We start from the raw sequence: 19,651 nt of genomic DNA, 5'->3' as shown, positions 1-19,651 counted from the left end.
TGCGCTGCGGGGGCGAACAGGCCAAGCCGCGATCCGTCGCCGGTTTGCGCGGATTCAGGGCTCAGGCGCGCAGGCGCGCGCCACTGCGCGCGTCGCGGATGTCGCTCGGGCGATCGCGGCCGCCGGTGTCGCCGGCGAGAATGCCGTCGACCGCGGCCCGCAGCGCCGGGTCGATTCCGGCCAGGGTCGTCGGCGCCGCCGCGCCCGCGGGGTTGGCGCTGGTAGAGACCAGCGGCGCGGCGAACGCGGTGCACAGCGCCACCACGCCCGGATGTGCGCTGACCCGGGCCGCGACCCCGGCGTGGGCACCGGTGATCCAGCGCGGCACCCGCGACGTCGCCGGGACGATCCAGGTATGCGGGCCGGGCCAGCTGGCGACGACCTCCGCGCGCCGCTCCGGGGGCAAGGCCCCCCAGTCGAGCAGGCCATCGAATTGCGCCAGATTGGCGGCAATCAGGATCAGCCCCTTGTCGAGTTCGCGTTGCTTGAGCGCGAGCAGGCGCAGCACCGCGGCCTCGTCGAAGGGATCGCAACCCAGGCCCCACACGGCTTCGGTCGGATAGGCGAGGACGCCGCCGCGGCGCAACAGGTCGGCCGCGGCGGGAACGGTGAGCAGTGCGGACATGGCGCCAGCTTAGCGCTGCGGCACGCTGCCCGGCCAGGCGCGCCGGCGCGACAGGCTCAGAACGGCGCGTCGTCGTCGGCCGCCTTCTTCACCACGCGCTTCTTGCCCAGTTCGCCCTTGCCGGGCGTCAACAGCGATCCGGCGGCTTCGGCCGACGCAGTCACCGGCTTGCCGGCAGCGGCGCGCGAGGGTTTCGCCGCGGCCTTCGCGGCCGGCGTGCGGGTGGCCTTCTTCGCCGCCTTCTTCGTCGTCTTCTTGGTGGCCTTCTTCGCGACCTTGCTGGCGGGCGCCTTCTTCGCCGCGGCTTTTTTCGCCGCCTTCGCCGGTGCCTTCTTCGCCGCCGCCTTCTTGCCGAAGCGGCCGCGCATCGGCTTGCCGGTTTCCTCCAGCAATTGCGTGACTTCGGCCAGCGTCAGCGACGCCGGCTCGCGGTCCTTGGGAATGCGGCCGTTGAGCTTGCCGTCGCTGATGTAGGGGCCGTAGCGGCCATTGAGCACCTGGATGTCGCTGCCGTCGAACTGCTTGATGATGCGGTTGCGCGCGATCTCTTCCTTCTCCTCGATCAGGAACACCGCGCGCGCCAGGTCGATCGTGTGCGGGTCGTCCTCCTTCTTCAACGAGGCATAGACGCCGCCGCGCTTGGCGAACGGACCGAAGCGGCCGATGCCGACGCTGACCTGCTCGCCGCCGGATTCGCCGAGCATGCGCGGCAGCTTGAACAGTTCGATCGCGTCTTCCAGCGAGATGGTGTGCATCGACTGGCCCGGGCGCAGCGACGCGAACGTGCGCTGCTCGTCGTCCTGCGCGCCGATTGCGACGTACGGCCCGTAGCGGCCCAGGCGCACGCTGACCGGCTTGCCCGACTTCGGATCGGTGCCGAGCTCGCGCGCGCCGGTCGCCTCGTTGCGGTCGACCGACTCGGTCTTGTCGTCGACCAGTTCCTTGAACGGTCCCCAGAACTTCTCCATCAGCGGCACCCACTCCTCCTCGCCGCGCGATACCGCGTCCAGCTCGTCCTCGAGCTTTGCCGTGAAGTCGTAGTCCACGTAGCGGGTGAAGTGGGCGCTGAGGAAGTTGGACACCGCGCGGCCGACGTCGGTCGGGCGGAAGCTGCGGCTTTCCATTTCCACGTACTTGCGGAACAACAGCGTCTGGATGATCGAGGCGTAGGTCGACGGGCGGCCGATGCCGTATTCCTCCAGCGCCTTGACCAGCGCGGCTTCGGTGAAGCGCGGCGGCGGCTGGGTGAAGTGCTGGTCGGCGTGGATCCGGTCCAGCGGCACGCGTTCGCCCGGCTTCATCGGCGGAAGCTTGCGGCCCTCGTCCTCGTCTTCCTTGCCCTTGCTGTCCTTGCCTTCCTCGTACACGGCCAGGAAACCGGGGTCGACCACGGTGGTGCCGCTGGCGCGGAAGCCGTGCTCGCTGCCCGCGGCGAGGTCGACGCTGACGGTGTTGAGGGTGGCCGGCACCATCTGCGAGGCGACCGCGCGCTTCCACACCAGCTCGTACAGGCGGCGCTCGTCGTCGGACAGATATCGCGCCACCTGCGCCGGCGTGCGCAGCGCCGAGGTCGGGCGCACCGCCTCGTGCGCTTCCTGCGCGTTCTTGGACTTGGTGGTGTAGGCGTTGGGCTTGTCCGGCAAGGCGCCGGTGCCGTAGTCGCGCGCGATCACGTCGCGGATCTCCGCCAGCGCCTCGGCCGAAAGGTTGACCGAGTCGGTACGCATGTAGCTGATCAGGCCGACCGTGCCCTCGTCGCCGATCGCCACGCCTTCGTACAGCTTCTGCGCGACCTGCATGGTGCGCTTGGTGGTGAAGCCGAGCTTGCGCGCGGCCTCCTGCTGCAGCGTGGAGGTGGTGAACGGCGGCGACGGCCGGCGCTTGCGCTCCTTGCTGGCGACGTCGGTGACGTGCAGCGCGCCGGCCGCGGCGGCGGCGATGCGGGCGCGCGCGGCTTCGGCGGAGTCGCCCTCGGTGATCGTGAACTGCTCGAACTTCCTGCCGTCCAGCTTGACCAGCTTGGCGGTGAAGGGTTGCGCGGCGTGCGCCAGTTCGGCCTCGACCGACCAGTACTCGCGGGCGACGAAGGCCTCGATCTCCTCCTCGCGCTCGACGATCATGCGCAGCGCCGGCGACTGCACGCGCCCGGCCGACAGGCCGCGCTGCACCTTGCGCCACAGCACCGGCGACAGGTTGAAGCCGACCAGGTAGTCGAGCGCGCGCCGCGCCTGCTGCGCGTCGACCAGGTCGCTGGCGATGTCGCGCGGATGCGCCATCGCCTCGGTGATCGCGCGCGGGGTGATCTCGGTGAACACGACCCGCTGCAGGCTGCGGTCCTGCAGCAGGCCGCGTTCCCGGAGGATCTCGGCGATATGCCAGCTGATCGCTTCGCCCTCGCGGTCCGGGTCGGTCGCCAGGAACACGTGCTCGGCCTGCCGGGCCGCCTTGGCGATGGCTTCGACGTGCTTCTCGTTCTTGTCGATCAGGTCGTAGCGCATGGCGAAGCCGTGCGCCGGGTCGACCGCGCCCTCCTTGGGCACCAGGTCGCGGACATGGCCGTAGGAGGCCAGGACCATGAAATCCTTGCCGAGGTATTTGTTGATCGTCTTGGCCTTGGCGGGCGACTCGACGATGAGCAGGTTCTTGGCCATGGCGGCAGAGGGTCTCGTCCGGAGCGGGGCCGCGCCGTGAAGGCGTCGCGGGGGCGCGCTAGAAGGCGACGCCCGGGGCCGGGGGCCTCGGGCGTCGGTTCATCCTTATTACAGTGGAATCACGCCACGGCCACGACTGTCAAGCCGGGCCGCGCCGGGGACGGGGGCTAATGCACCGGTTCCGGCTCGTCCAGGAACATCTGGGTTTCCATCCAGGCGTAGGCAGCCTCGGCCCCTGGCTGGTTGAACAGGACCATCAGCACCACCCACTTCAGGTCGTCCAGGTCCAGCTCGTCCTGGTCCAGCGCCATCGCCCGGTCCAGCACCAGTTCGCGCTGGCCGGCATCGAGCACGCCATGCTGCTCCAGGAACAGGAGGAAGCCGCGGCATTCGACGTCGAGCTTGTCGAGCTCGGGGCCGAAATACACCCGGGTCGGGCCGTCGGCACGCGCGTTGGCGGTGCCCGGGCGCTGTTCTGCCAGCGCGTCGAGCCAGTCGAAGGCCTTGTGGATTTCGGCCGGGCTGAAGCCGGCCTGTGTCAGTTCATCGAGCAATGGGCCGTTGGCCAGGTGCTCCTTGCCCAGCAGCGTGCGGTCGCCGGGCGGGGGCGCGGAATCTTCGGTGAAATAGTGTTCGAACAGGTACAGCAGCACATCCAGGATGCTCTCTTTCATTTCCCTCGGCCTGCACCGCGAGCGGTGCGTCGATGAGGAACCGGCGCGAGCCGGGGCTCGTTCCGGTGTGTCGCCGTCGGGCTCCCTGCCCGCCGGCGTCGTGGCGCCCTGCCGAAGCGGGGTGCCGCCGCCATCGGTCCCGCGATGGCGGTTGCGACGCGTCCTGCGTCGCAGCGCAGAGGCCGTGGAAGCGGCTGCTCAGCGCTTGCGGGAATATCGACCGTGTTCCACCACGACCCGGCCTTCCAGCTCCATGACCAGCAGCATGGAGGACAGTTTCGCGGCCGTCAATCCGGTGCGTGAGACGAGCAGATCCATACCTGTGGGGTCATGCCCGAGTGCCTGCCACAAGCACTTGTAGTCGGGGTCGACAGCCCTGGGCTCTGCCGGAGCACTGCTCGCCGGCGTGTCGTGGAACATCGGGGCGGCCAGCCGGCCACGCAAGGCCTCGGCCAGCCCGGCCGCCAGCGGGCCGAGCGCGGCGATGACGTCCTGCGCCGATTCGACCAGGCCGGCGCCGTCGCGGATCAGTCGGTGGCAGCCGCGCGCCAGCGGGTTGTGGATCGAGCCGGGGATCGCGAACACCTCGCGCCCGGCCTCGGCGGCCAGCCGCGCGGTGATCAACGCCCCGGAGCGCTGCGCGGCCTCGACCACCACCGTGGCCAGCGACAGGCCGGCGAGGATCCGGTTGCGGCTGGGGAAATGCGTGCGTTGCGCGGCGGTGCCGGGCGGGTGTTCGCTGACCACGGCGCCGGAGCCGGCGATGCGCGCATGCAGGCCGCTGTTTGCGCGCGGGTAGGGGACATCCGGGCCGGTGCCGAGCACGGCCAGGGTCAGGCCGCCGGCTGCCAGGGCGCCTTCGTGCGCGGCGGTGTCGATGCCCGCAGCCATTCCGCTGGCCACGGCGAGCCCGGAGGCCGCCAGTGCGCGGGCGAAGTCGCCGGCGTTGTCGCGCCCGCCGGCGGTCGGCCCGCGGCTGCCGACGACCGCGACCGCCGGATGCCACAGCAGCGCCGGATCGCCGGCCACGAACAGCGCCAGCGGCGGGCTTGGGATGCGCCGCAACAGCACCGGGTAATCGGGGTCGTGCCAGCCCAGCAGCTGGTGCCCGGGTGCCTGCAGCCACGCCAGGCTGTTGCCGAGCTGGGCGGCATCGGGCCGCCGCAAGGCCTGCACCTGGGCGGCGTCCAGGCCATGCTGGCGCCATGCGCGTGCGCCTGCCGCCAACGCCGCCGCCGGTCCCCCGCAGGCTTGGAGCAGCGCGCGGCGTGGAGCCACGGCGCCACCGGCGGCGTGCAGGATCAGCAGGGCGGCAATGTCGTCAGGCATCGCACGACGTTAGGGCGGAAACGACGACGGCGCCCTCGGGCGCCGTCGTGGTCGACTGTCGGATTCTTCCGAATCGTCAGTACGGCGCGTCCGGATGCTTGAGCTCGTAGCCCACGCGCGTCGGCTTGACGCTGTCCATCACCAGCCCGTAGCTCATCTTGTCGAAGGTGCGGAACACCATCACGTGGCCGGCGAATTCGTCGGGCAGCCGCACCTTGCCCTCGAACGGCACGGTGTCCTCGCTGCGCTCGATCCCGTATTCGACCTTGTCGACGGCATTGCTGCCGACCCGCCAGACCGAGAACACGGTGCCATTGTCGACTCCGTCGCGGGCGCCGATCGACAGTGCCACCACGTCCCGCGGCCCGCCGGTGGTCAGCATGTCCGCCACCGCCAGCACGCGTGCGCGGCCGTACTCCTGCTGGGTCTTGGGCGGATGGGGGAAGAACTGCAGGTCGTAGGGTTGCGGGTTGACGGCGACGATGCGGTCGCCGATGCGGACTTCGTGGCCGGCTTCGTCCAGCAGCAGGGTGCTGGCCTCGATGCCGCCGACCTCGCCCCGGGTGATGGTGCCGACGTTGACCTGCATCAGCTCGTAGCCGAGCACTTCCTTGCCCTTGTCCGGGGTGACGACGTCGGTCCAGTAGTTCTGGGTGTCGAGGGTGGGGCGGCCGCGGAAGTCGAGGTCGTCCTTGTGGAACAGGTCGCAGCACATCCCGCTGCGGTCCAGCCAGCTGTAGCGCTGGGTCGGGCGCACTACCGCGTAGCGCTGGCCCGGCTGCGCGTCGGGCAGGCCGCGGACGTAGGCGAGCTGGCCCTGGCTGCTGCGCAGGCGGTCGTCTTCCAGGCCGACCACGTACGGCAGCTGCTCGAAGCCGTCGACGACGCTCAGGTCCTTCAGGAACGGTTCGACGTCGGACAGCGGAATCGCGTTGATCGGCGCGCCTTCGCGCGGACCGGGCTGCACCGCGACGCGGTCCAGGTAGGCCAGCGAAATCACGTCGCCCGGGTAGATCAGGTGCGGGTTCTGGATCTGCGGGTTGGCCTGCCAGATTTCCGGCCACAGCCACGGCCGCTGCAGGAAGCGCCCGGCGATGTCCCACAGGGTGTCGCCGCGCTTGACCACGTACGTGTCCGGGTGGTCGCCACGCAGTTCGGCGGCGGCGGCATACGTCGCAACCGTCAACAATGCGACGACGAAAACCGTGCGCAGCCCTTGAGAAAGGCGCTTAAGCTTGGCGGCCATCTACCCGCTCCCCTTGAGAATTTCCCCGTGCAGCCGGGCCAATATAGCCCAGAAAGCGCGCGCCTTTGCAAGCTGTCGGCGCTACAATCGCCGTGCCGCCCGCCCCGGCGCTTGCGGATGTGACCGCCGCCCCCATTTTTACTGCCATGGCCCTGCTCCCGATCCTCGAGTTCCCCGACCCTCGGCTGCGCACCAAGGCGGCGCCGGTGGATCCTGCGTGGCTCGCCGATCCCGCCACCCAGCGCCTGTTCGACGACATGTTCGAGACCATGTACGCCGCGCCCGGCATTGGCTTGGCCGCCAGCCAGGTCGATGTCCACAAGCGCTTCATGGTCATGGACGTGTCGGAAGAGAAGAACCGGCCGTTGGTCTTCGTCAACCCGGTGATCACCGCGCGCAGTGGCGAACAGGTCTACCAGGAGGGCTGCCTCTCGGTGCCGGGCATCTTCGCCGACGTCACTCGCTCGGACGAGATCGCGGTCAGCGCGCTCGACCGCCATGGCGTGCCGTTCGAGCTCGAGGTCGACGGCCTGCTCGCGGTCTGCATCCAGCACGAGATGGACCACCTGGAAGGCAAGCTGTTCGTCGACTACCTGTCGCCGCTCAAGCGCGAGCTGGTGCGCAAGAAACTGGCGAAGTCGCGGCGTTCGGCCGCCTAGGCGGGCGGTGGAGCCGGGCGCGGTGCGTCCCGCGGAGGACATGTTCCTCCTGTCTTCCCACAATCCCTTACGGTTGGTTGCATGAGAATCGTCTTTGCCGGCACGCCGGAGTTCGCGGTGCCGTCGTTGCGCGCCGCGGCGCAACGCAACGAAGTGGTCGCGGTCTACACCCAGCCCGACCGCCCCGCGGGCCGCGGTCGCGGCCTGCAGCCGTCACCGGTCAAGCGCGAGGCGCTGGCGCGCGGCATCCCGGTGCTGCAGCCCGAGACGCTGAAAGCGGAACTCGCGCGCGATGCACTGCGCGCGCTCCGGCCCGACCTGATGGTGGTGGTCGCCTACGGCCTGCTGTTGCCGCAGGCGATCCTCGACATTCCCACCCACGGCTGCTGGAACGTGCACGCCTCGCTGCTGCCGCGCTGGCGCGGCGCGGCGCCGATCCAGCGCGCGATCGAAGCCGGCGACCCCGAGACCGGCGTCTGCCTGATGCAGATGGAGAAGGGCCTGGACACCGGCCCGGTGCTGCTGTCGCAGCGCCTGGCCATCGGTGGTTCGGAAACCGGCGGGCAATTGCACGACCGTCTTGCCGCGCTCGGCGCGCAGACCCTGGCCGACGGCCTGGGCCTGCTGCGCGCCGGCATGCGCCCGGTGGCGAAACCGCAGGCCGAATCCGGCGTGACCTACGCCCGCAAGCTCGACAAGGCCGAGGCGAAGCTGGACTGGTCGCAGCCGGCCGAAGTGCTGGCGCGCAAGGTCCGCGCCTTCAACCCCTGGCCGATGGCCGAGGCGATGCTCGCCGGCGAGCGCGTGCGCATCCACGGCGCGATCGCCGTGCCGGCGGCGCGTGGCGCCGTGCCGGGCAGCGTGCTGCAGGCCGGGCGCGAGGGCATCGACATCGCCTGCGGCGACGGTGCGCTGCGCATCCGCGTGCTGCAGCGCGACGGCGGCAAGGCGATCACCGCCGCCGACTACCTCAACGCGCGGCCGCTGCCGGGGATGGCATGAGCGCCGCCACCGGCGTCGCCCCGCGGGTCGCCGCGGCGCGCACGCTGGATGCGGTGCTGCATCGCGGACGCTCGCTGAAGGCGGAACTGGCGGCGACCCTGCCCACGCTCGGCGATCCGCGCGATCGCGCGCTGGTCGAGGCGATCGTGTTCGCGGCGTTGCGCCAGCGCGCACGCTACGACGCGGCATTGGCGGCGTGGATGCCGAAGCCGCCGGGTCGGCGCGATGCGCCGTTGCGGGCGTTGTTGCATGTCGGCTTCGCGCAACTCGACGCGCTAGGGCTGCCAGCGCATGCGGCGGTCGCCGCGACCGTGGACGCCGCGCGCGTGCTCGGCCGCGCGCACCAGTCCGGCCTGGTCAATGCCCTGCTGCGGCGCGCGCTGCGCGATGGCCTGCCGCCGGCCGATGCCGCCGCCGCATGGCCGGCATGGCTGCAGCAGGAGTTGCGCCGGGACTGGCCTGGACAGGCCGATGCGATCGTCCAGGCCAGTGCGCTGCCCGGCCCGTTGTGGCTGCGCATCAACCGCCAGCGCGCGAGCCTGGCCGACTGCGGCGCCCGGCTGCGCCAGAGCCGGATCGAAGCCGTGCCCGACGTGCGCTGCGCCGATGCGCTGCGGATCGACGCCCCGGTGCCGGTGTCGGCCCTGCCCGGATTCGCCGATGGCGAGTTCTCGGTGCAGGACGGCAGCGCGCAGCTGGTGGCGGACGCGCTGGCGCCGACGGCCGGCGCGCGCGTGCTCGACGCCTGCGCCGCGCCCGGCGGCAAGGCCGCGCACCTGCTGGAGCGCGATCCGTCATTGCGGCTGGTCGCGCTCGACGTCGACCGCAGGCGGCTGGACAAGGTGCGGGCAACCTTCGCGCGGCTTGCGCTCGGCGCCGGCGCGCAGCTGCAGGTGGCCGACGCGGCCGACACCGGCGCGTGGTGGGACGGGCGGCCGTTCGACGCCATCCTGCTCGACGCGCCATGCAGCGCCACCGGCATCGTCCGCCGCCAGCCCGACATCCTGCTGCACCGGCGCGAGTCGGACATCGCCGCCCTGGCCGCGACCCAGGCGCGCCTGCTCGACGCGCTGTGGCCCGCGCTCGCGCCCGGCGGCGCGTTGCTGTACGCGACCTGTTCGATCCTGCGCCGCGAGAACGACGCCCAGATCGCGGCCTTTCTCGCGCGCACGCCGGGCGCCATGCTCGAACCGCTGGATGCGCGCTTCGGCCACGACACCGGCGCCGGCCACCAGCGGCTGCCAGGCGAGAACGCCATGGACGGCTTCTTCTACGCGCGCCTGCGCAAGCCGGCGGCAGCGTAACCGGAGCGCGGCAGCGCGCCGGTATCATCCGCCGATGCCGACCTCCCGCGCTTCCCGCGACACCTGGCTGTTCTGGATCCTTGCGCTGCTGGTGCTCGGCGCCGGAATCGGCCTGCGCGATCCGTGGCCGGCCGACGAACCGCGTTTCGCGCTGGTCGCCAGGCACATGGTCGAAAGCGGCGACTGGCTGTTCCCGCATCGCGGCAACGAGCTGTATCCGGACAAGCCGCCGCTGTTCATGTGGTTGCAGGCGGTGGCCTACCTTGCGGTCGGCAACTGGCGCGTGGCCTTCCTGCTGCCGTCGCTGCTGGCGGCGCTGGGCACGCTGTGGTGCGTGGTCGACCTCGGCCGGCGCCTGTGGACGCGTCGCATCGGCCTGTATGCCGGCTATGCGCTGCTGTTCGCGCTGCAGTTCACCTACCAGGCCAAGAAGGCACAGATCGATCCGTTGGTGGTGTTCTGGATCGCGCTGGCGAACTACGGCTTCCTGCGCTTCCTGCTGCGCACGCGCGGCGACCCGCAGCCGGACTGGAAGTTCTGGCTGCTGGGCTGGTTCGCCGCCGGGCTGGGCACGATCACCAAGGGCGTGGGCGTGCTGGCGCTGGCGATGCTGCTGCCGGCGGCCTGGGCGACGCTGCGGGGCTGGCGCGGGATCCGGCTGCCGGCGCGCCGGATATCCGGTGGCGGCTGGCGCTTCTGGCTGGGGCCGCTGGCCTTCGTGGTCGCGGCCGCGATCTGGGTGCTGCCGATGGTGCTCGCGGCAACGTCGAATCCCGATCCCGCCTACCGCGCCTACCTCGACGACATCCTGTTCCGGCAGACCGCCAAGCGCTACGCCGATTCCTGGGCGCACGGGCAGCCGCCGTGGTATTTCATGGAAGTGATGGCAACGCTGTGGCTGCCGGCCATGCTGGCATTGCCATGGGCCGTGCCGGCCTGGCGCCGGCGCCTGCGACGTCGCGACCCGCGTTACCTGCTGCCGCTGGCATGGTGGTTGCTGGTGCTGCTGTTCTTCTCGATCCCCTCCGGCAAGCGCGACATGTACGTGCTGCCGGCGTTGCCGATGGTCTGCCTCGCGCTGGCGCCGCTGTTGCCCGGCATCCTGCGCCGGCCTGCGGCGCAATGGCTGGCGCTGGCGTTCGGCGCGGCATTGGCGCTGGCGGCGCTGGTGCTGGGCATCGCGATGCTGGCCGGAACGCCGTCGTTCGAGCACAAGCTCCTCGTCGAACGCGGGCTGTCGCTGGCGCAGGCACATGCGGGCGCGTGGATGCTGGTCGGCGTGGCTGCCTGGGGCTTCGGCAGCCTGCTGTGGTTCGGGCGCGCGCGCGCCGCCGCCGGACTGCTGTCGTTGCTGGCGGGACTGTGGGTGCTGTACGGGCTGGTCGCCTATCCGCTGCTCAACGATTCCAGCTCCGCGCGCGGGCTGATGCGCGACGTCGGCGCCCGGATCGGCCCGCGGGCCGAGCTCGGCCTGGTGGCCTGGAAGGAGCAGAACCTGCTCATGGCCGACCGCCCGGCCGCGACCTTCGGCTTCCGCCGCGCGCCGGACGCGCAATTGCGCGCCGGCCTCGCCTGGCAGGCGCAGGCGCCAGCGCGGCGCTGGCTGCTGGTGCAGGACACCGCGTTGGCCGCGTGCATCGATCGTGCGCACGCGCAGCCGCTCGGCAGCGCCAACCGCCGCGAATGGTGGCTGCTGCCGGCCGCGGCGACCCGCGCCTGCGCGCCGGGACTGCGCGAGTGACCGCCGACGCCGGGTGCGGTCGGGCGCGGCGTGCGAAGGCATTCCCGGCGTGCGATGACAGGCCAGCGGCCGGTGCGCGAAAATCCCGCCACGTCGACACCCGGGAGTCGTGGTCGCGGTGATGCATCCAGGACTTGATCGCGACGGCATCGCCCGGTTGCTTGCCGCCGCTGCGCTCTGGTGCCTGCCGGCGCTGGCATTGGCGTTGCCGCATGGATTGATGCCGTTTGCGCTGTTGCTGCTGCTGTCCTCGGCGCTGGCGCTGCCGGTGCTGCTGCACGAAGCCAGGCACATCGTCGCTCCGTTGCGGGCGATGGCACTGCTGGCGACGGCCGTGCTGGCGCTGGCGGTGGTGTCGCGCCAGGTGTTCGACCTGGAATGGGATTCGATCGACAGCCGGGCACGCCTGCTGCTGCTGCCCTGGTGCCTGGCCTGGGCCTATGCCCTGCGTCCGCCCATGGCCGCGTTGTGGTCGGGCGCGGCTTTCGGCCTGGTGGCCGCCTTCGTCGTCGCCGTCGCCCAGGTGGCGGCCGGGAGCCCGCGCGCGCACGGCTGGTCCAATCCGATCGTCTTTGCCGAAGTCGTGCTGGTACTCATGGTGCTGGTTGCGTTCTGCAGGGCGCAGCCGCGCCAACCGACACCGGGCCTGGCGCTGTTGCTGGCGTTGGGGCTGGCGAGCATCGTGTTGAGTGGAAGTCGCGGCGCCTGGCCGGGCGTGCTGTTGCTGCTGGTGGCCATGGCATGGGGTGGCGCGCGACGCGCCATCGTGCGACGGCTGCTGGTGATCGGGGCCGTCGTTGCCGCCATCGCGGTGCTGGTGCTTGCGGTGCCCGCATTGAGCAACCACGCCCGGATCGCCGAGTTCAACCAGGACATCAGCCAGTACGAGCAGGGCAACAACAACACATCGACCGGCGCGCGGTTGCGGCTGGTGCGACTGGCGGCGGACGCCTTCGTGCAACACCCGTTGACCGGGATCGGGGTGGACAACTTCGCGCAGGCCGTGCGTTCCCTGCCGTCCTGCGTGCGCGCGCCGCGGCGGATGCTGTGCACGCTCGACCACGCGCACAACGACCTGGCCGAATGGGCGGCGACGCTGGGCATTCCCGGCATCCTCGCGATCTTCGCGATCTACGCACTGCCGTTGCTGTGGTTCGTGCGCACGCTGCGGGCGTCGGGATTGCGCAATCTGCCGGTCGGAAGCGCCTGGGCGGGCGCGATGCTGGTGATGGCCTACGTGCTCTGCGGCTTGACGCAGTCGCTGTTCAAGCACCAGTTGACCGCAAGCCTGTATGCGATCCTGGGGGGCATCCTGCTGGGCCTGTGCCTGCGGGAGGCGGAATCAGGGCGCGGCGGCAACCCGACATCGGCCCGCGTTGCGGGAACCCGGCGCCCTCCGCGTGTCCGCGGCGCGGGCCTCGCGGACGATGGCGCGGCGGCGTCGAGGCCCGACATCCGTGTCATCAGCCGCGACAACGGCGTCGGCTTGAGCCGGGACCTGCAGTTGGTGGCCGCGACCTTGCGCGGCGCCGGCAGGAACGTGGACATCCTCGCCTACGGGGGCAGCGGCCTGCGCAACCGCCTGCGCGAGCTGGAACTGCGCGTGCACGGCTTCCTGCATGGGCCGGTGCCGATCCAGGTCTTCATCGAACGGATCTATCCGCGCTGCCTGCCCGCAGGCCGGCGCAACCTGCTGATCCCCAACCCCGAGTGGTTCCGGCCCGAATGGCGGCCGTTGCTCCCGGATTTCGAGCGGGTCCTGTGCAAGACCCGGCACGCCGTGGACATCTTCGACAAGCTGGGATGCGCGACGCGCTACATCGGCTTCACCAGCCTGGACCGGCTGGACGAGCGGGTACCGCGCGAACGCAGCTTCTTCCACCTGGCGGGCGGCAGCCAGGCCAAGGGCACGCAGCTCCTGCTGGAGGCGTGGCAGCGCCACCCGGAGTGGCCGCGCCTGACCGTGGTGCATTTCGCCAGGGATGCGTCGATCAGGCCCCCGCTCGCCGGCAACATCGACTACCGGCCCGGGCGCATGGACGACGCCGCGCTGCGGCGCCTGCAGAACATGCATGCCTTCCATGTCTGCACGTCCGAAGTCGAGGGTTTCGGCCATGCGCTGATGGAGGCGATGTCGACCGGGGCGGTGGTGATCACCACCGATGGCCCGCCGATGAACGAGCTGGTGCGCCCCGATCGTGGCCTGCTGGTGCCGCCGGTGCGCACGGGAACGATCAATCTCGCGTTGAAGTTCCTGGTCGACGTGGCTGGGATCGAAAACGCGGTCGCCCGCGCCCTGGCACTGGACCCGCAGCAGCTGTCGGCCATGTCCGCGGCCGCGCGCCGGCACTACCTGGAGGCCGATGCGCAATTCCGCGCCAACCTGCTGGCGGCGCTGGAGTCGTGAGCGCCGTGGTGGGGGGCGACATCAACCCGCATGCACCAGCGCGCGTGCCCGCGCGAACGCCCGCAGCTTGAGCGCATCGATCCGCATCCCCGGTGGCCCGGCCATCCGGATCGCATGCAGCCTGTCGGCCGCGCGGTGCATCGAGTTGCGGTACAGCTGCTTCAGCAGCCGCCGCGCCGGCACGGCCTGCAGCAACGGCGCGTCGCAAAGCGTGAAATACGCGAGCAGTTCGTCTTCCGTCAGCACGCGATGGAAGTTGAAGAAGGCGTGGAAGCCGAACGCCGGCTGCGGCGGCTCCAGCGCTTCCCACGAGAACGCGGTGGCGACGTCCAGCGGAGCGAAGCGCACGCCGTGATCGCGTTCCAGCCGGGGGCGATAGCGGCCGCAGATGCAGTGGTCCTCCGGGTGCGTGACCGGCGTATCCATGGCCTGCAGCGCATCGACCAGGCGGCGCGAGCGCAGCGAGAAGCCGCCATTGCCCACGGCCGGCACCTGCCCGGGCCACGGCGCGCCGATGTAGTCGTATTCCAGGAAGCGCGGATCCCAGCGGCCGGCGTCGGTGATGAAACCGTCCCACTGCACGACCAGCGCGTGGCTGCCGGAGAAGTACTGCCCGAGTTCGCGGACCATGAACCGCGAATAGTCGGCGACGCTGGCGAGCGCGCGGATCGGGACGAACTCGACATCGGCGTCGCGCAGTGCGTCCGCGGCCGCGGCGGGCGCCGCCACCGGTTGCCCGGAACCCAGCAGCCGCACCTCCCTGAAGCGCGCCTGGCGCAGGCAGCGCGCGAGCGCGTACAGCGCCAGCTGCGGGCGCCGCGTCTCCACGCAGACCAGGCTCACGTCGCGCAGGTCGACGCTGTCGCGCTGCATGCCGGCTTTTCCCGTGATCGGTGCCATGGCAGCCGGCGCGTCAGCGGGCCGGCGCGTCCTTGACCGCTTCCAGCTCCCACAGCAGGTACACGCTGCCGTCGCGCTCCTGCGCACCCTTGCCGCGCAGCCGGCGCGAGGCCGCGCGCAAGCGGCTGGCCAACAGCCTGAGCCCGGTGCGTCGCGCGCGGTTCTCGGGCGCGCCCGGGTCGGCGCCATACGCGTCGCCGGGATGGGTCCATTGCACGCGCAGCGCGTCGAAGCGGCCGCCGAACCCGTACATCCGCGCCAGCGGCGCGGCGCCGCAGAAATATTCGTGCGTCTGCTCGGTGATGATATTGACGTGGGTGGGGTCGGCGAACGCCGCGGCGTAAGGATAGGCCGGGGTCAGGGCGTAGAAGCGGCCGCCGGGTGCCAGCACCCGCCACACCTCCTGCATCAGTTCGACGAACGGGAAACGGGTGCCGGTTCCATCGGCCGTCGCCAGGATGCGTGGCACGTGCTCGATGAAATCGTAGGCCGAGATCGACCCGAAGCTGGAATCCGCGTGCGGGATCGGCTCGAGGCTGAGGTTGGCGGTGCGATAGTCGAAGTCCGGCGCCGCCGGCAGCGGTCGGATGTCGACGCCCGCCAGCTGGCCACGGCCGTAGGGATTGCGCGGGAACTTGCCGCAGCCCAGGTCAAGGTGGCGGTCGGGAAGGCGCATGCGGGCGGGAGCGTCGGGTGGCATGGCGGCCTCTGCGTCAATCCCGCTGCTGCAACAGGCGCAGCCGCCGGTACTTGTCGTGCACGTAACGCGCGTGCAGGGCATGGTAGCGACGCGCCATTTCGCCGTCGAGGAAACCGCCGCGCAGGAGGTAGTTCCTGAGCCAGTGGGCGCCGGCGTGCAAGGGCGCCGCGTACGCGCCGGCACGCTTGCCGGCGGCGTGGCGCTGGCCGGCCCACAGTTGCGCATAGCGCTGCAGCTTGGCGGCGTATTCATCGAAACTGCGCGCGGTGTCGTGCTCGATCCGCGCAGCCACCCCGGCGACGCGGCGGCCGGACAGGTCGAGTTTCTCGTGCACCTGCGCCGGCAGGTAGCGCAGGTCGGCGCGGAACAGGCGCTCGACGCGTTCCTTGCCCCAGCCGCCGTGGTTGAGCGGCGTGCCCAGGAAATGCGTGCGCCGCTGCAACCGCCAGACGTCGGCGCGCTCGACCCGGCCGCTGGCGAACAACGCGCGCAGCCGCGACGCCGCGTCTTCGTCGAGCCATTCGTCGGCATCCAGCAGCAGCACCCAGGGCTGGCTGGCGCGTGCGATCGCGGCGTTCTTCTGCGCGGCGAAGCCAAGCCAGGCTTGCTGTTCCACGCGCGCACCCGCGGCGATCGCGTTGGCCGCGGTGTCGTCGCCGGAGCCCGAGTCCAGCACCAGCACCTCGCGGCACAACGCGGCCAGGCTGGCGACGCAGCGGCCGATGCGGTCGCCCTCGTCCTTGGCGATCACCACGCCGCTGAGCGGCGGCTTGTCGGGGGCGGCGTTCACCAGCGCAGTTTCCGGCGGGCGACTTCGTGGCCCAGTTGCGCATGCAGCGCGCGCGCCCGGGCCACGGGCAGGTAGCGCAGGCGCAGCGGCGGCGACAGCGCCCCGGCGCCGGCGCTGTCGAGCCACAGCGTGGCCATGCCGAGGCTGCGGTCCAGCGGCGATTGCGTGAGCTGCAGCGCCTGCAGCTTGTCGAGCTCGGCGAAGCGCCAGTGCCGCGACCACCAGCCTTCGCGCAGGGCCACCAGCCCTCCGTCGCAGGCGTACCCGGCGCGGTGCGCATGCTGGCGCGCGACGAATGCCGCCCACGGCAGCCACAGCAGCGCCGTCAGTCCCCACGCGCCGAACCGCCACGCCAGCGCCGCGCCCGCCAGCAGCGCCAGCAGCGCCCCCGGCAGGCACAGCCGCAGCCACGCGCGCGGGTGCAGCGGTTGCCACTCGCGCGGCGGCCAGCTGGCGCGCGGCAGCAGGTGCCGGACCAGCGCATCACAGGCATCGGGCGTGGCGATCGGCGCCAGTTCGCGCAGCGCGCGTTGTTGCCCATGGTCCTCGGAGGCCGCGCTGTCGATCTGCAGGCTGCGGCGCCCGAGCCAGCGATGCAGCAGGCCTTCGCGCAGGGTCCACGCCTGGATCCTGCGCCGCGAGGTGCTGGTGCGCAGCCGCGTCAGCAGCCCGCGTTCGACCGTGAGCCGGCGGCCGTGTTCGTCGAGGCGGAAGCCGAAGTACTGCAGCAGCGCCAGCACGATCGAGAACAACCGCAGCAGCAGGACGAAGGCCAGCAGCAGGCTCACGCCGACGAGCGCGTACTGTGGAACGCCGAAGTGGTGCTGCCCGGCAAAGCCGAACAGGGCCTGGCCCCAGCCCTCGAACAGGTTCGACAGCAATCGCGAGTTGAACTGCGAGAGCGCGGCGAAGCCGCCGCCGACCACGATCAGGCCACGATTGGAGACCAGCCCCAGCCGCAGCACCTCGGCGGGCGGAAGTCGTAGCAGCGTGGTCGCGGCCTCGGGATCGGCCGCCACCGCGCCGTGCGCCGGGGCCGCGACGGCGGCACCGCGACGCCGCACCAGCCTTTCCAGCGCCAGCGCGTCGGACAGCCGCAGCACCCGCATCTGGGCTTCGGGCTTCTTGCCGCCGGCCGATTCCAGCCGCACCTCGGCCACGCCGAACAGCCGATGCAGCAGCGACTGGTGCAGGGCGACGTTGTGGATCCGCGCGAACGGGATCTGCCGCAGGCTGCGGTGCAGCACCCCGCTGCGCACCACCAGGCTGTCGGCCTCGATCCGGTAGCGATAGGTCAGGTACTGCCAGACCGACGCCAGCGCCAGCACGCCAACGCCAATGAGCGGCCACCACTGGCGGTCGTCGCCCGGGCCGGCGCCGCGCCCGAACAGCAGCAGTGCCAGCAGCGGCACGACGAACTGCTTGAGCTGCTGGATCAGCACGAACAGCCAGGACAGCGGGTGCAGCCGGCGCTCGGCGGCGTGGACGTCGTCGCTCATTCGCCGCACCCGCTGCCGACGCGCCGACGGTCAGGCGTCATCGTCTTCATCGTCGAGCTGGTGCGCGAGGCGGTCGCGCAGGCGCTCGGCATCGCCTTCGTCGAGGCCGCCGACGGCGACCGCGCTGTGGCGCGTGCCGGCGGTATGGATCACCAGCGTCGCCAGTGCGTAGCGGCGCTGCAACGGGCCGCGCTTGAGGTCCAGGTGCTGCACGCGCGAGGCCGGCAGCCGGGTTTCCGAGCGCCACAGCCGACCGCGGCGCAGGCTGAAGCCGTCGTCGTCGAGCCGCCAGCGGGTGTGCTTCCAGTGCTTGTTGCCGAGCCAGGCGCCGAAGGCGGCACCCAGCAGTGCGCCGGCGAGCGCGTATCGCCACGGCGTTGCCAGTTCGAAGCCACCGGCCAGCAGCGCCGGCACCAGGGCGAAGGGAATCGCGTAGGCCAGCCCGTTGACGATGAACCAGCGCCGCGCGCGTGGTGGCAGCGGCTGCCAGTCGCCGTGGTCATCGTCCGCCGGCGTTGCCGGAGGCAGCGCTTCGTTCATCGCAGTGCCCCCATCAGTGCCGCTCCAGGTCGCGGTAGGGATTGTCTTCGCCGCTGCCCGGCGGCCGCAGCGTGTAGCGCTTGTAGGTCCACTGGTATTGCGCCGGGTCGCGCCGGGCGATGCGCTCGACCGCGGCATTGAGCGCGGCGGCGCCGACGCCCGGATCGGACGCGGCGATCTCCACCGGGGCTGCCTCGATGCGCAGGGCGAACGCCGGTGCTCCGGGCTGCGGCGCCAGGCGCTCGCAATACGCCAGCAGCACCACCGCGCCGGTGCGGGCGGCCAGCCGCGGCAGCAGGGTCATGGTCAGCGCCGGCTTGCCGAAGAACGGCGCGAAGGCGCCGTCGCCGGCCTTGGGCTGCTGGTCCGGCAGGATCCCGACCACGCCGCCGCCCTGCAGCAGCTTGAACAATCGCCGCACGGCGCTGCCCTCGGCGCGTACCTGGGTGACGCGACCGCCGTCGTCGGCGCGCACCCGTTGCAGGAAGGCCTCGCCGATCTTCGACTCCGGCGGCCGGTACAGGATCGCCAGCTCGGTGCGCGTCGCCAGCCATTGGTTCAGCAGTTCCCAGTTGCCGTAGTGCGGTGCGGCGACGATCACGCCACGCCCGCAGGCGAGCGCGGTGTCGAACAATTCGACGCCGTGCATTTCCCGCAGCAGCGCGAGGTTTTCGGCATGCGGCCGGGTCCAGAAACACAGCGTCTCCAGCGCCTGGCGCGCGGTGCTGCGCAGGATCGCCAGGTGCAGCCGGTCGCGCGCGGCGGGTTCCAGTTCGGGATACGCCAGCGCCAGGTTGCGCCGCGCCACCCGGGATTCGCGCGCATCCAGCGCCCGCCACAGCACGGCAACGGCATCGCCCAGGCGGTTGCGCCAGGCCCAGGGCAGGCGGCCGACCGCCGCGGCGAGGGCATGCAGGAACCTGGCGGCGAACTGCGTCATCGGACCCATTGTCGGTGGCAGCGGCCGCAGCCGCGAACGTCCGCAGTATCGCGCAGGGCAAGCGGGCGACGCAGCGCTCGACGCCGTGGCGGCTCTCACCCCGGCCGCGCAATCCCCTTGCCTCCTACAATGGCCGCATGCTTTCGCTGATCCAGCGCGTCACTTCCGCCGCGGTCGTCGTCGATGGCGCGACCGTGGGCGCGATCGGCCCCGGCCTGCTGGCGCTGGTCGGGGTCGAACCGGGAGATGGCGCCGCGCAGGTCGCGCGGATGACCCAGCGCCTGCTCGGCTATCGCGTCTTCGCCGACGAACAGGGCCGCATGAACCAATCGCTGGCGCAAACCGGCGGCGGCCTGCTGCTGGTCAGCCAGTTCACCCTCGCCGCCGATACCGCCTCGGGGATGCGCCCGGGCTTCAGCACCGCCGCGCCGCCGGCCGAGGCTGAACGGATCTTCGCCCAATTGCTGGCCTCCTGCCGGCAAATCCATGCCCCGGGGGTGGAAAGCGGCCGTTTCGGTGCCCATATGACGGTCAGCCTGGTCAACGACGGCCCGGTCACCTTCCTGCTGCGGAGTTGACCTGCCGCAACCGGCGCAAGCGGCCTTCAAGCGCGCGCGCAGGCGCTGTTGATCCGCCCGGCAAGC

At 71.4% G+C, this 19,651-nt stretch carries 16 protein-coding genes and 1 pseudogene; 6 read left to right on the top strand and 11 right to left on the bottom strand.

Features of this window, described 5'->3' with window-relative positions; all coding sequences use genetic code 11:
- Positions 1–61: 61 nt before the first annotated feature.
- The 5 genes and pseudogenes from tsaC to MQC88_RS09400 form a co-directional block, all read right to left on the bottom strand.
- On the bottom strand, positions 62–625 hold the full coding sequence (tsaC, locus tag MQC88_RS09420) for an L-threonylcarbamoyladenylate synthase type 1 TsaC (RefSeq protein ID WP_243321391.1): 564 nt from the start codon (positions 623–625) through the stop codon (positions 62–64).
- A gap of 191 nt (positions 626–816) precedes the next feature.
- Positions 817–3,276 (bottom strand): annotated as a pseudogene (locus MQC88_RS09415) (DNA topoisomerase I); the annotation flags it as partial.
- A gap of 167 nt (positions 3,277–3,443) precedes the next feature.
- Positions 3,444–3,950: a DUF494 family protein gene (locus tag MQC88_RS09410; RefSeq protein WP_243321390.1), complete on the bottom strand. Its 507-nt coding sequence runs from the start codon at positions 3,948–3,950 to the stop codon at positions 3,444–3,446.
- 198 nt (positions 3,951–4,148) lie between these two features.
- A complete protein-coding gene (dprA, locus tag MQC88_RS09405; protein ID WP_243321387.1) occupies positions 4,149–5,279 on the bottom strand; it encodes a DNA-processing protein DprA in 1,131 nt (376 codons plus the stop codon).
- Positions 5,280–5,355: 76 nt separating this feature from the next.
- Positions 5,356–6,525: a LysM peptidoglycan-binding domain-containing protein gene (locus MQC88_RS09400; RefSeq protein ID WP_243321385.1), complete on the bottom strand. Its 1,170-nt coding sequence runs from the start codon at positions 6,523–6,525 to the stop codon at positions 5,356–5,358.
- A 146-nt stretch (positions 6,526–6,671) separates the two neighbouring features.
- On the opposite strand from MQC88_RS09400, the gene def reads away from it, so the two are divergent.
- From def to MQC88_RS09375, 5 genes are all read left to right on the top strand, one after another.
- Positions 6,672–7,184, top strand: coding sequence for a peptide deformylase (def, locus tag MQC88_RS09395; protein ID WP_243321383.1), 513 nt, complete (start codon positions 6,672–6,674; stop codon positions 7,182–7,184).
- Positions 7,185–7,265: 81 nt separating this feature from the next.
- The gene (fmt, locus tag MQC88_RS09390) at positions 7,266–8,186 is read left to right on the top strand and encodes a methionyl-tRNA formyltransferase (RefSeq protein WP_243321382.1); all 921 of its coding nucleotides are present in this window, start codon (positions 7,266–7,268) and stop codon (positions 8,184–8,186) included.
- Positions 8,183–9,490 (top strand): 16S rRNA (cytosine(967)-C(5))-methyltransferase RsmB, encoded by a 1,308-nt coding sequence (gene rsmB / locus MQC88_RS09385; protein ID WP_243321381.1) that lies wholly within the window; start codon positions 8,183–8,185, stop codon positions 9,488–9,490. The genes fmt and rsmB overlap by 4 nt, the downstream gene beginning before the upstream one ends.
- Positions 9,491–9,524: 34 nt before the next feature.
- On the top strand, positions 9,525–11,231 hold the full coding sequence (locus tag MQC88_RS09380; RefSeq protein WP_315857095.1) for a glycosyltransferase family 39 protein: 1,707 nt from the start codon (positions 9,525–9,527) through the stop codon (positions 11,229–11,231).
- 121 nt (positions 11,232–11,352) lie between these two features.
- Positions 11,353–13,638, top strand: coding sequence for an O-antigen ligase family protein (locus MQC88_RS09375; protein WP_243321380.1), 2,286 nt, complete (start codon positions 11,353–11,355; stop codon positions 13,636–13,638).
- A gap of 21 nt (positions 13,639–13,659) precedes the next feature.
- On the opposite strand, the gene MQC88_RS09370 is transcribed toward MQC88_RS09375, so the two are convergent.
- The 6 genes from MQC88_RS09370 to MQC88_RS09345 are packed head-to-tail and all read right to left on the bottom strand — an operon-like array spanning position 13,660 to position 19,016.
- Positions 13,660–14,511 (bottom strand): DUF5672 family protein, encoded by an 852-nt coding sequence (locus MQC88_RS09370; protein WP_243321379.1) that lies wholly within the window; start codon positions 14,509–14,511, stop codon positions 13,660–13,662.
- 40 nt (positions 14,512–14,551) lie between these two features.
- Positions 14,552–15,214, bottom strand: coding sequence for a class I SAM-dependent methyltransferase (locus MQC88_RS09365; RefSeq protein ID WP_243321378.1), 663 nt, complete (start codon positions 15,212–15,214; stop codon positions 14,552–14,554).
- A gap of 37 nt (positions 15,215–15,251) precedes the next feature.
- On the bottom strand, positions 15,252–16,028 hold the full coding sequence (locus MQC88_RS09360; protein WP_243321377.1) for a glycosyltransferase family 2 protein: 777 nt from the start codon (positions 16,026–16,028) through the stop codon (positions 15,252–15,254).
- On the bottom strand, positions 16,025–17,527 hold the full coding sequence (locus MQC88_RS09355) for a PH domain-containing protein (protein WP_243321376.1): 1,503 nt from the start codon (positions 17,525–17,527) through the stop codon (positions 16,025–16,027). Before MQC88_RS09355 ends, MQC88_RS09360 begins: the two co-directional genes overlap by 4 nt.
- 30 nt (positions 17,528–17,557) lie before the next feature.
- Positions 17,558–18,067: a PH domain-containing protein gene (locus MQC88_RS09350; RefSeq protein ID WP_243321375.1), complete on the bottom strand. Its 510-nt coding sequence runs from the start codon at positions 18,065–18,067 to the stop codon at positions 17,558–17,560.
- A gap of 13 nt (positions 18,068–18,080) precedes the next feature.
- Positions 18,081–19,016: a lauroyl acyltransferase gene (locus MQC88_RS09345; protein ID WP_425491612.1), complete on the bottom strand. Its 936-nt coding sequence runs from the start codon at positions 19,014–19,016 to the stop codon at positions 18,081–18,083.
- A 128-nt stretch (positions 19,017–19,144) separates the two neighbouring features.
- Here MQC88_RS09345 and dtd point away from each other — a divergent pair, with 128 nt between their 5' ends.
- Positions 19,145–19,585, top strand: coding sequence for a D-aminoacyl-tRNA deacylase (gene dtd / locus MQC88_RS09340; protein WP_243321881.1), 441 nt, complete (start codon positions 19,145–19,147; stop codon positions 19,583–19,585).
- Positions 19,586–19,651 lie beyond the last annotated feature (66 nt).

It is taken from the genome of Cognatiluteimonas sedimenti (assembly GCF_022808325.1).
Lineage (GTDB): Bacteria > Pseudomonadota > Gammaproteobacteria > Xanthomonadales > Xanthomonadaceae > Cognatiluteimonas > Cognatiluteimonas sedimenti.
This window is presented reverse-complemented; position numbering and strand designations above follow the sequence as displayed.